Source organism: Cyclobacteriaceae bacterium, assembly GCA_025808415.1.
GTDB lineage: Bacteria > Bacteroidota > Bacteroidia > Cytophagales > Cyclobacteriaceae > UBA2336.
In genome coordinates this window covers 2,475,920-2,489,459 of the sequence record CP075525.1, presented here as the reverse complement: position 1 = coordinate 2,489,459, position 13,540 = coordinate 2,475,920, and the positions used below count along the sequence as shown (strand labels likewise).

6 protein-coding genes are annotated in these 13,540 nt (G+C 42.9%); 5 read left to right on the top strand and 1 reads right to left on the bottom strand.

Annotated features, from left to right (window positions below):
* The 4 genes from KIT51_11325 (at nucleotide 1) to KIT51_11310 (ending at nucleotide 6,618) form a co-directional block, all read left to right on the top strand.
* Nucleotides 1-1,626, top strand: coding sequence for a hypothetical protein (locus KIT51_11325; GenBank protein UYN85475.1), 1,626 nt, complete (start codon nucleotides 1-3; stop codon nucleotides 1,624-1,626).
* 40 nt (nucleotides 1,627-1,666) lie between these two features.
* On the top strand, nucleotides 1,667-3,244 hold the full coding sequence (locus tag KIT51_11320) for a hypothetical protein (protein UYN85474.1): 1,578 nt from the start codon (nucleotides 1,667-1,669) through the stop codon (nucleotides 3,242-3,244).
* Between the two features lie 71 nt (nucleotides 3,245-3,315).
* Nucleotides 3,316-4,563: a metallophosphoesterase family protein gene (locus tag KIT51_11315; GenBank protein UYN85473.1), complete on the top strand. Its 1,248-nt coding sequence runs from the start codon at nucleotides 3,316-3,318 to the stop codon at nucleotides 4,561-4,563.
* Between the two features lie 3 nt (nucleotides 4,564-4,566).
* Nucleotides 4,567-6,618, top strand: a complete 2,052-nt coding sequence (locus KIT51_11310; GenBank protein ID UYN85472.1) for an alpha-galactosidase — start codon at nucleotides 4,567-4,569, stop codon at nucleotides 6,616-6,618.
* On the opposite strand, the gene KIT51_11305 is transcribed toward KIT51_11310, so the two are convergent.
* Nucleotides 6,619-9,246 (bottom strand): DUF4982 domain-containing protein, encoded by a 2,628-nt coding sequence (locus KIT51_11305; protein UYN85471.1) that lies wholly within the window; start codon nucleotides 9,244-9,246, stop codon nucleotides 6,619-6,621.
* A gap of 196 nt (nucleotides 9,247-9,442) precedes the next feature.
* Between KIT51_11305 and KIT51_11300 the strand changes: the two genes are divergently transcribed.
* Nucleotides 9,443-13,525 carry a response regulator gene (locus KIT51_11300; protein UYN85470.1) on the top strand — a complete coding sequence of 1,361 codons (4,083 nt, stop codon included), beginning with the start codon at nucleotides 9,443-9,445 and terminating at the stop codon, nucleotides 13,523-13,525.
* The last annotated feature ends 15 nt before the right edge of the window (nucleotides 13,526-13,540 follow it).

Here is a 13,540-nt window from a genome sequence, read left to right as displayed (position 1 = left end):
ATGAAGATGAAGTATAGAACATTTCGGTTGATTGACGTTCCGCTGTTAAGTGTTTGCGCGCTTCTTATTATTTGTTGCCAGGATGATAATATTTTCATTCGTGAAGCACCTTCCATTTTGCCACGAGCAGTACCAGAAACATTTATACAGGAACAAAATCTGGAGGTTACCTTTAACCTTGAGTTACGCGCGATAAGTGGTCTTTCCGATCTGGTGGTAAAGAAGGACGGAGAAGTTTATGATACACGAACATTCAATGATGATCTGCTTTTTATCTATAGCTTTAGTTATGTGGTGGAGGGTGATTTAGTAGATGGAACTATCTTGCGATTTACCTTCGAGTTAACGGATAAGGCAGGAAAGGAAGCAGTTCCATTTAGTGTAAATGTTAAGGTAGGCCCGCCATTCGAAATAACAGATGATATTGTGTTTGACACTCCGGTTAAACGAGTGAAAGGCCGGATTAATAGGGATGTAACCTTTACAGCGGATAATATTTATTGGCTAGACAGCATTGTTTCTGTTGAAGGTAACCGCACACTTACCATCGAGGCTGGTTCTACCGTGTTAATGCGCACTTTTTCCAATACCATAGATTCACGATTGGCTATTACGCAGGGGAGTAAAATTATTGCCAATGGAACGAAAGATCTGCCGATTGTATTTACCAGCGATAGAATTTTAAATGGAACAGCAAATACTGCCGATTGGGGAGGGATTTATCTATATGGCCGGGCACCCACCAACCAGGCAAGTACTGTTTTTGAAGATGGCTTCCGTTATGGCGGGTCACAATTGAATGATAACTCAGGCTCTTTGCAGTTCGTTAGAATTGAATATGGCGGTAAGAACGGTGTAGATGGCATCACCATTCTTGGTGTCGGTGATGCAACAATACTGGATTATATTCAAATCTATCGTTGCTTTGATCAGGCATTCCGACTCAAGGGTGGAAGGGTAAACGTCAAACATATTGTATGTACTGGGCATGCCGGTTACGGCTTGTGGGCAGAGCATGGCTGGATAGGTAAAGGTCAGTTTTTGATTTTTGAAACGGACGTTCCGGCTACCATTTTCCCAGTTAATTTTCAAAATCAGGCTCGTTCGCTTGAATTGCGCAATGATGCCAGCAATTTTAACCTGCAACCAGCTACCTATGTGCGTCTTGCTAACATTACCATGATTGGTAATGGAAACGCCATTGAAAATGGTACGCGAAGAGGGCTGCGCGTAAGGCGCGGTGCCATGGGGCTGATTCATAATGTAATCTGTACCAATTTTCCCGATGATGGTGTGCGTGTAGAAGATGTTACCCTGGCTAATTTGACGAACGGCACAATGGTTTTGGGCAATACCCGCTCTTTTTTCAATCGTGAAGATTACGATGAGCAAGCAGAAGATTTCTTCTTGGTTCGGCCTGAATTCAATGTAACTATTGATCCTGTGCCTGGAATAACATTAGGGAATTTTGTAGGATCCGTACCCACTTCATTTGATCCTCGATTTGCAACGGGTTTTGACAGTTGGTTTGAGTCAGCTCCTTTTATAGGAGCCGTCCGTGATGCGGCTAATGATTGGACAGCGGATGGTGTTTGGTGCAAAAATTTAGATGGAACAATTCGGTAATCAGTTAATCATAAACAATTCATTTTTAACCCTAACTTTTATGAATAAAACAATTTCAAAAATTTTCTTTACCATGTTGGGCATGGTTTGCCTGACAGTGGTTTTAACCATTCAATCGTGTTCAGATGATCCGGACCCTGTTTTCGGTCAACCTGCCATCAGTATTCAAGGAGATCCACTTGTGCTTTTAAAACCCGGTGCAACAATAAGTGTAACACTAAATCTTGACGCAGAAGGTGGAAACGGAAAACTTGTGGTAAATCGAAATGGTGCATTTCTTGAGGAAGTTGTATTGGTATCCACGGCAACAACATTTACCTATAATACACAAACGGTTCCAGCTACATTGCTCGAAGGTGATGAGATAGCCTATCAATTTGTTTTAGTAAATACACAACAGCTTGAATCTGCTCCAGTTTCTTTTACTGTTAGCGTTGCAAGTTATGATCAGGTAACTGTGGGCACTACACCATTGTATAAGATTGAAGCACCATCTGATAATATTATTCCGGAAGGGCAAACCGTAAAGTTGTCCAGGAACAGAGAATATTTTCTTGATGCTTCTATTCAATTCGCCACAGGCTCTACATTTACGGTAGAAGAGGGTGTAAAATTATATATCAATACAGCTGGAACTGATAAGCGATCGATTAATGTACTGGGCCAGGTTAATATTCAGGGCACAGCTACCAATCCGGTAGTATTTACCAGTGATAAAGTACTGCAGGCTGGAGCAACACCTGCTGCGGGTGACTGGATTCAGTTTCGTATTCAGGGCACTGGGCCGGGTTCAAATAGTGGCACCGTTCGTTATCTAAGAATTGAGTACAGTGGCAGCGATAGAGGGTTCAGACTTGTAAATGTGGGCAGTGGTACTTCCATTTCTTATGTACAGGTATACAAGTCCACCACCGAAGGTTTTATGCCAACCAATGGTGATGTAAACTTATCCTATGTGATATGCACGGATTGTAATGGAGGCGCCTTTCGTTTTGGAGATAATTATACTGGTAATGTGCAGTTCGCCATTGCAGTCAGTACTACGCGCACCACAACTGATGCCGATGAGTTGACCATTCGCGAAACAGCCACTCCCAAAATTGCCAATGTTACTTTAGTTGGTCCGGGTGCGGACTATGGCGTTAACGTTCATGGCATTCGCTTCCGTTCTACATCGCAAGGAAAAGTCTATAATTCTATCGTAACTGCGTATCCTCGAAGAGGTGTTCGTTTGAACGAAAATGTTGTTACGACTGATATCAATGGCCCTACAGTGTTTGCTCACTCTTATTCCTTTGATGTAGCAACCGAACCTTACCGCGATGATCGTGCAGGAGGTACGAATCCTTTCAGGGGGAGTATAGTTGATGATGTGTTTGTAAATCCTTATTTCAATAATGTTACAGGATTGGACGGCACAACGCCTATTCTAACAACGATTGCAGGAATTGGTAAAAACGACTTTATACCGAATGCTGAAACAACAAGTGTCTTCAATCCGTCAACGTTAGGTTCATTTTTTGTGTCAGCTCCATTTGTAGGCGCGATAAAGGATAACAATACCGCTAGCGACTGGACACGTGGCTGGGTGAAAAATATAGATGGCACTATCCGATAGTATTTATTAATTTCTTTTCATGATAATTGCCCGGGCTTGGACCTGGGCAATTTCATAAATTACCCTTTTTGATGATGAAGCAATTTTCCCTGGTTGGGGTATTCGTTTTTGTTGTTTTTGCAGCAACTACACACCTGTTTGGACAACGGAAGCCGGAGCGGATAATTCTTACCTGGCAAGGCGATCCGGCTACGACTGCCACCGTTACCTGGCGTGCGGCAACACACCTCCCTGCCAAAGCAGAAATTACACAGGCCACGGCACACCCTGATTTTGATCAGGTTAAGCATAAGATAGATGCGACATCCGATTTAGTATTTATCGGTGAGGATACACTTAGGTATCATAGTGTAAACTTTACAGGGTTAACACCTGCCACATTGTATGCTTACCGTGTGGGTGATGGAAAAACGTGGAGCGAATGGATCCAGTTTAAAACGGCACCACCTGTCTTCGAACCGTTTTCATTTATTTACCTTGGCGATGCTCAGAATAAAATTTTTTCCAATTGGTCGCGGGTCATTCGTGCGGCTTATGCCGATGATCCCAAAGCAGCGTTTATAATACATGCCGGTGATCTCATTAATCATGCCGATGATGACGAGCAATGGGGAGAGTGGTTTGCTGCCGGTAATTTTATACATGCCAGCATTCCTGTGGTGGCCACCGTGGGTAATCATGAGTATATCAAAAACGAACAGGGTGAGAAGGTGTCGCTGTCAAAATTCTGGCAACCCCAATTTAACTATCCGGCAAATAACCCGGAAAGGTTGGAAGACCAAACCTACTATGTGGATTATCCGGGCATGCGAATCATTAGTCTCAATTCAAATAAAGAACTGGAGGCACAGGCTGTTTGGCTAGCGAAAGTTCTAAAAGAAAATCAGCAACCGTGGACAGTGATCACATTTCACCACCCTATTTATTCGGCTGCCGAAGGCAGAGAAAACGATGGCATTGTAAAATTCTGGAAACCGTTATTTGATCAGTATAAAGTAGACTTGGTCTTGCAAGGGCACGATCATACATATGCCCGTGGCACTGACACGAATAGCCCGAAAGTTTCTAAAGATGCCTCCGGTACAGTGTATGTTGTCTCGGTGGCCGGGTCAAAAATGTATGAGCTGGCTAAAAATTCCATGTGGATGAAACGCTCGGTTGAAAACAAGCAACTCTATCAACTATTATCAGTCACGAAGAATAAAATTTCTTTTGTGTCCAAAGGAGTTAATGGTGAAATAGTAGATGGTTTTGAAATCGTGAAGCGAAAAGGCAAGGCTAATAAAGTGGTGGACACGTTTATCCCTTCAAAGAAGTAATAAATGAAAGACAAATTACTAACGATGGTATTTCTCATGATGTCGTTGTTGCTGATGGCTCAGCAAAGCACCTTTAAGGATTGCTACGTTACACTCGAGCAGGGGACGTTAGAAATTGGAAACAGTAAAATTAAGCAGACCTTTCGGTGGAATGGCGGCAACATAATTTTAGAGAAGCTCACTAATCTATCCAATGAATTTGTTGAGGTGTTTATCGATGCGGTTCCTGATTTTTTTCTTAAAGATATTCCACCGCCCGACTCAGCTAACTGGCGGGCAGAAGTTGTCAAGCGTTTTTCACATACTACTGAATATTTGCGCATTACCATTACACAGCATCTTCACGCGCTGGTAATTCAACGAATTTTTGAAGTTCACCCGGAGGTACCTGCCATTGCCACCTATTATCGAGTGAAAGGCAGCAGTTCAGCCCACTGGATGATTCCACCTTTGCAGCATCAGGACATGATTGAGGACAATACGTTTACTACATCCATGGAGCAATCCCCACGCCTCGGTTCTGTGTCTCTTAAAGGAAAGCATTATAAGTCGCGGGTAATTGCTTTTCAAGATGCTACCGATCATCATAATAATTTGGTAAGAGAGCAGGAAATTACTCCCTATCGCAAACCCATAGTGTTACCGGGAAATATTGTGTTGGTAGATGATGTGGAGAGTAAACGATCTTTCTTTATCCTGAAGGAATCACCGCTTGGTTTTGCTCAGCAAGCCTACCCGGGTTTTGATTTTGTTATCGGACAAGACCGTATTAACATCACCGGTTTAGGAATGGACTCAAACGATCTTCAGGCCGATTGGACAACCACCTATGGGTTTGTAATTGGTGTGGCTGACGCTGATCAGGTTTCTGTTTTATCTTCTCTTCGCAGCTATCAAAAGACAAAAGGAAGCCCGCAGGACGAAATGATTCTGATGAACACTTGGGGGGACCGTGGGCGCGATAGTCGTATGAGTGAATCTTTTGTACTGGCGGAACTGGAAAAGGCAAAGCGTCTTGGCATTACACATGTACAGTTAGATGATGGCTGGCAGGCAGGGCTTTCTCGTAACTCTGCGAATAAGCAAGGTTTGATGTGGGACGATTGGACAATTGAAAGCTGGCAACCACATCCAGAACGTTTTCCCAGGGGTCTGGCACCTGTGATGACGAAAGCCAACGAATTGAAAATTGAAATAGGTTTGTGGTTCAATCCATCTAAGGTCAACAGCTATGCTCAGTGGCAGCGTGATGCCGATATACTTATTGACTTGCACCGGCAATGGGGAATTTATGTTTTTAAGATCGATGGAATTGAATTAACTGATAAAAGGGCAGAAGAAAATCTACGAAAACTGTTTGAAAGGGTTAAACACAATACGGAAGGCCGCGTGATTTTTAATTTCGATGTTACGGCTGGTAAACGTTTGGGCTACCATTACTTTACTGAGTTCGGAAATATTTTTTTAGAGAATCGTTATACTGACTGGGGTAACTACTATCCGCACTGGACCTTGCGTAACCTTTGGCAGTTATCCCGTTATGTACCGCCAGAAAAACTTCAAGTGGAGTTTTTAAATAAGTGGCGTAACCTATCGAAGTACCCCGTTAATGATCTATTAGCTCCGGCCAACTATACCTTTGATTATTTGGTAGCGATAACCTTGATGGCTCAGCCCCTGGCCTGGCTGGAGGCAACCAATTTACCGAAAGAGGCCTTTGATGTTTCGGATTTGTTAAAGCGTTTTGAGGAACATCGGTTCAAAATTCATAGTGGTATAATTTTACCTATCGGTGAGGAACCTGATGGCTCACAGTGGACAGGCTTTCAATCGATGGGTAGGAATGAAGGTTACTTCCTTGTTTTCAGAGAGTTCAATGAAGTATCTGCTAAGGCTATGAAGACACATCTACCACCTAACAAGAAAGTTAGACTTGAACATGTGGCCGGAAATGGAAAAAATTTTTCAGGCAAAACAACTACCAGCGGATCACTTACTTTTTCGTTGCCCAAACCCCGAACTTTTGCACTGTATCGCTATATAGTACAGCCTTGATCATCGACCCAGGTAGGTCAGCTTGATTCCGCTTATTATTGTTTCTCCTTTTTGGGATTGGAATGTAACCGACAAGCCATTTTCATCCAGTACCTGTATGATGAATTTTTCACGCAACGGATAATTATAGCCTTGGTGCTTCAGTAAATCTAAAGAGGGCAGCACCAGTCGGTTGTTGATGAGCACATCAAAAACACGGAGGTCACCCGGGTGATCGGGCGATTCGGCACCGTCAACAAATCTTCGTGATACCGGGTAAGGATCGGTAAATAATAGTTCCACCTCATAACGTCCAGGACTGACATCAAATCGATAGCCTCTACTTCCCACACGCATGGTTTGGTAGAGCGGATCATCATCAATAGTCAGTATATCTTCTTTCGATCCAATTTTATTAGCTACGTACAAAGGTTTGCCCTCTAAATATCCCCAGCTACCTTTGCTATATGATTTATCTTTTACCCAGATTTGCCCTGAAATTTCTTCCGTATAGTCACAATTACTTCCGGCATTGACTGCCAGCACTGTAAAGCCTTCTTTCAGGTTCCAAGGTAGCGGCTGGAAGGAGATCGTTACAAAATCCATAGCATGGTTTTCACCACGGACTTCAATAGTGTTTTGGCCTGGCAGCAATGTCACATCAAAGGTTACCTGATAGTCCTCTGCTTTCTTTTTGCCCAGCGATTGCCCATTAAGGAGCAATTCCACTTCGGCAAGATTAGTGTAGACCTGAATCGGGTATTGCCCTGCAGTTTCATTTGCAGCCGGGGGATAATCCGTGCGATGTGTCCACCCGCGCTCAGCAATTTTTAATATTGGATCTTTTCGCAATGCGGCCTGATATAAATAATAGGCATCCTTGGGTGTTCGATCGTACGTGGCTAATCCCTTATTATTTAAATGCGGGGTGGCATCAATCCTTCGTTCAGAACTAAAATCAATCAGGTTCCAAACGGCTGCACCAGCAATAAAAGGTCGTTCCAGTATTTGTTTTAAAAAGCTTTCATGAAAGCGCTTTTGAAATTCAGCTGAGAAGTCAAATTTTTCAGACTGTAACGAATGCAACCGGTTATCTGCACCGGCTCCATATTCACTGATGATATGGGGGCGGTTGGGATATTTGGCATGCTGCCGATCCATAAATTTTCCAAAGTCTTCAAGCTCATCATAATACCAACCGTGATATAAATTCCATCCGGCTACTTGGGGAATACTATCAATTCCTGATTCTTCGTACAATGGATAGTTGTGCATGGCCATCGCTGTGTAGCGGGTAGGGTCTTCTTCACGTGCAATTTTTTCAAGTGTTTTAGCGAGTCTTACCGTCTCTTTTGTATGTGCTTCAACTTTTTCCTGCGGCAGGAAACGATGTGCCCAATAGATTTCATTCATGTATCCCCATAAAATTACGGAGGGGTGGTTGTAGTGCTGACGAATCATTTCAAGCAACATCACTTCTGAATTCTTATGATGACATTCATCCAATGTGATTTCATTAACCAGGGGTGTTTCTTCCCATACAAGAATACCAAGTTCATCGGCCGCTCGAAGCACTGCAGGATCTTGCGGGTAATGGGCGAGTCGAATGAAGTTAGCACCCATATCTTTCAAGAGTTGAAGATCAGCGCGATGACGCTCATCACTTAGGGCATTTCCTGCACCATACATATCCTGATGCCGGTTGGCGCCAATCAATTTCAAAGGCTTTCCGTTAAGAAAAAATCCATTAACAGGATCGAATGAGAAGGAACGAAAACCTAAAGGTTGTGTAAGTTCATCCCGCACTTTTCCGTCATCTACCAACTGAACGGTCAAGTAGTACAAGTTTGGCTTTTGGGGTGACCATGGCTCAATAGATGTTAACAAGGGTGATTTTATGCTAAAAGAATTCTTACCTGCTTTCGCGTTAAGTTTTTGTTCAAACCTTGAAATTTCTCTTCCTTCCTTGGTTGTTATTGTGGAACGGATGCGCAGATTCTTAGATTTTTCGGGAGCATACATAAAGGTACCCTTTACCTGAACAAGACCTGTATTTTCGGTGACAACAGGTGTGGTAATAAAGATGCCGGATGAACCGAAATCATCCATGGCAAAATGTGTGTGATCGGTTTCTACCAGGAATACATCGCGATAAATACCTCCAAAAAAAGTAAAATCCGCTGAGAGCGGTGGTATGAGCGAGTTATGACTGTTATCAACCTTTACCTCTATGAGATTGTATGAGTTGCGTTTAATAACAGATGTGATTTCGAAAGTAAATGCAGAATATCCACCCACATGCTCACCTACCTTTTGGCCGTTGACGTATACCGTTGTCTTCTGGTTGGCTCCTTCAAAATGAAGAAAGTACTTTTTTGAGTTGTCTCCGGAAATGAATACGGATTTCCGGTACCATCCTGGGCCCCGGTAGTATCCACGCTCTCCATCGGCCGTTACATCTTTGTCGTTCCAGGAGTGGGGAAGGTTGATTACTTTCCAGGCATCCGTCAGGGGATCTGTTGAATGTGCATTTGCCACTTCTCCCCGGTGAAATTCCCAGGAGGAATTGATTGACGAAACAAACCTGCCGTTCTGCGAAGATACGGCAAAAGTAAAAAGCGTAAAAATTAAAATACAAATTGCACGCATGGTGTCAAGTGTTTAAAGCTTGACGGGACACTCCCGTAAGGAGAGGAAAACCTTGCGTTAACAAAATCAGTGAAAGCTGATCAAATATAGTAGATTATTAAATTATGAAGAAGCTATTAATATAAAATTGCGGTTTCTACAGGGCAACTCACCTATATTTCGTCTTTTCAATAAGGTGTGTTTAGTTTTATCTCATATGAGTACGAAGGTCTTCTACTTGTTTAATTGGCTATTAATTCCACTGTGCCTTGTGGCTCAGGAGAACGTGTTGCAAAAAGCGAGAATAAAGCTGGATCACCTTTCGGTAGAACAAGGTCTTTCACAGAGCAGTGTACTGAGTTTGCTGCAAGACACCAAAGGTTTCATGTGGTTAGGTACACGCGATGGTCTAAACCTTTATGATGCCTATCAATTTACAGTTTTTCGTAACAACCGGAATGATTCTACTTCTATTGGCGGGAATTACATTAATAGTCTGGCGGAGGATGCTGAAGGAAATATATGGATAGCGACTGATCAGGGCCTGAGTTGCTACCATAGGGCGCAGGGTTTCTTTTCTTCATTTATAGTGCCCGTTCCAGCAACCCTCGAAGGAGAAGTGCGAAAAGTAGTAGTAGATAAAAAAAATGAGGTTTGGCTGGGTACTCCCCACGGGTTAATGAAGTTTGATCGGCAGAGTCAATCCATTATCCGGCTGGAGAAATTTCAAACTTCGTTTGCAGGTCATTCCATTACATCACTTTTCTCTGATTCAAAAAATAACTTATGGGTAGGCACGGCTCGCCACGGTTTATTCGTGTTGGCACCTAACCGGACAGACTTCCGGCAACCTACGCTTGTGTCTTCTCCTGAAATAAGCGGCTCCAATCGAATTGAAGCGATGGCTGAGGATCTTTCGGGTAACATATGGATCGGCACATATGGTAAAGGATTATTTTTTTTATCAGGTAACATATCAAAGCATTACCACAGCCAAAGCAAAGAACTGCCTTTAGTGAATAATAATATTCGTGCCTTGCAGTGCGATTCAAACGGCAATATTTGGGTAGGAACCTTTGATGGCTTATCTGTTGTGTTAAAAAATCAGGAAGCTATCCGTACCATGCGTACCGAAGAAGGAGTACCTGATGGCTTACGACATAATTCCATACGTTCCTTGCATGTCGATCGTAAAGGAAGCGTGTGGATTGGTACTTACTTCGGGGGTGTTCATATTTTTGATCGTGATAATCAAAGGTTTGAACATTTCTTCCATATACCCACGAATAGTAATTCGCTGAGTTATGATGTAGTGGGTGCGTTTACGGAAGACCACGAGGGTAGGGTGTGGATTGGTACGGAGCGCGGTGGTATTTCCATCCGTAATCTTTCGACTGATGAACATATTCACTTGCAACATGATCCGGACAAGGCAAACACCCTCAGCGGTAATACTGTTAAAGCGTTGACAGTTGATGATCATGGCCAGGTTTGGGCCGGTATATTTCGGGGGGGATTAAATAAAATAAATCCCCGCAACTGTAATGTTACCCGTTATCCGGCTAATCAGGAAGAATTTAAAAATCTTTCGCGCTCTATTGTGAATTGCATTGTGCCTGGTGGAAATATTCTATGGTTGGGGACAGATGATTTGGGGGGACTTCAGAAGTTTGACCTAAAGAAAAATGAATTTTCTTCCTTTGGTTACCGGGAAGAATTAATGGCAGTCATTGGTTCGTCTCCTGTAAAAGATATTTGGATAGATGAGCAAAACAACCTTTGGCTCGCTACCCGTGGTAGTGGCGTTATTGTTTTTAATGAGGCACATGGAATTGTTAAACACTTTACCAGGCTAACGCATGGATTGCCTACGAACGAATTTACTTCCATAATGGGTGTGCAAAATACTATTATAGCAGGATCGCTGGGAGAAGGTGTGCTGATGTACGACCGTGAACAATTGAAATTCACACAGCTCACGGTAGCTGAGGGATTATTGAATAACCTGGTGTTGGGCACATTAGCAGATGATCAAGAGCAGCTATGGTTTTCCGCAATCAACGGTTTATCGCATTATAATTCAGTAACAGGACAATTTACCAATTACTCCAATGTTTCGGGGTTGCCCTTGCTTGAAATGAACGAGGGGGCATTCTATCGGATGCACTCAGGCAAATTTTTAATAGGTGGCAGCAACGGCTATATTTTGTTTGATCCGTCCCGTATTCAACGCAATGAGTTTGTGCCTCCGGTGGTCTTTACGGATATTCTGTTATATAATAAGTCTGTTCGTCCCAACGATGGAAGCGGAATATTACAAAGTGAGGTGGTGGTGGAGCCTACATTAAGACTCGATTGGCATCACACGGTTTTTACGGTGGAGTTTGCCGCACTGAATTTCCTGCGCTCCTCTAAAAATCAATATCAATATTTTTTGGAGGGTTTTGATACTGAGTGGCGTGAGGCTGGTAACCGAAGGAGCATAACATACACTAACCTACGCGATGGTTCTTACACATTATTTGTAAAAGGTTCGAATAACGATGGGGTTTGGAATGAGCAACCCGTAAAGTTACGTATCCACGTACTGCCACCACCATGGAAGACCTGGTGGGCATACACAGGTTATGCGATTATCATTGTAGGAGGTTTTTTGTTGATCCGCTATAATGCCATCAAAAGTGCTCATCTCAAACACGAATTGAAGTGGGAACAAAAAGACAAAGAACGTATGCAGGAGCTGCACGGTCTGAAGTTGCAGTACTTTACGGATGTATCCCATGAGTTCCGTACACCACTTACACTCATTGTAAATCCACTGGATGAACTACTGCAGTCAGAAGAGGGTAGTCCGTGGATTAAGAAACAGCTTAGGACGATGTATTACAATTGTCGCAGGATGCTGTTGCTGATTGATCAGGTATTGGAAATGCACCAGGTGGAAGCAGGACATGCAGCGTTGGAAACCAAACCGGTTTCTATTATTACTATTGTGAGTCATGTAGTCGGTTCATTTCAGGGACTGGCTGACCACCGCAATATTAGTTTGGTGTTTAAGCCGATCAAGGATAGGTACTTATATCCGGTAGATGTTGATAAGCTGGAGAAAATCTTATTCAACTTGCTTTCTAACGCATTCAAATTTACAGATGACGGAGGGCTTATTCAGATTCATGTGCGCATGCGTGAGACCTCCGATAAGACCTGGTATGTTATTCGGGTGTCGGATACCGGACGCGGTATACCTGCCGATGATTTAGAAAAAATCTTTGAACGCTTTTATAAAGATGGAAAAAATAGGGGATCAGGAATCGGCTTATCCTTGGCCAAGTCATTGGTGGATTTAATGGAGGGACAGATTCAAGTAAGCAGTACTCTGGGTGAAGGAACGACTTTTACGATTCGACTTCCCTTTACCCGACTGAGTGAACCGGCTGAGGTTACAATTGAGAACACCAGTACTCGACCACTGCCGGTAGCTTATCAAGTCTACTTATCGGAACAACGCCAGGAGAATACAGCTGCCGAACTTGATAAGGTACGGATACTGGTGGTAGAAGATAATAAAGAGCTGAGGCTCTATTTAAAGACACAGTTACAAAAGCATTATGAAGTAATTACAGCACGCAATGGTGAGAGTGGGTTACACAGGGCAAAGAAATTCGGTCCGCAACTCATTGTTAGTGATGTAATGATGGATGAAATGGATGGAATTGAGTTGTGTCGGCAAGTGAAGTCGGACATTACGCTCAGCCATATTCCAGTTATTTTACTCACAGCCAAAGGAACAGATACCGATCGGTTGACAGGTTTAGCAGAAGGCGCGGACGATTATGTTGCAAAGCCCTTTATTATGCGAGAATTGGAACTGCGCATGGCAAACATTCTTACTAATCGCAAGCGCGTTCATGAGCTTTATCATAAAACAAACAGGTTTGTTCCAGAAGCGATTAAGGTCACCAGCCACGATGAAAAGCTTATGGAAAAGTTTATAAAAACCGTGGAATTAAATATCAGCAGTGAAAATCTTTCGGTTGAATACATTAGGCAGGAATTAGGATTGAGTCGCGTTCACCTATTTCGAAAAATTAAAGCATTAACAGGTCAGGGGCCGGCTGACTTCATTCGTAATTACCGTTTGCAAAGAGCTGAACAATTACTTCAGCAGAATAATCTGAGGGTTGCAGAAATTTCCTATGAGGTCGGTTTTCAGGATGTTACCTATTTTAGCAAATGTTTTAAAAAAGCATATGGCTGCAGTCCTACCGAATACATGCAAACTATACAGACAAAAGTATAGAAACGCTTTATCGCC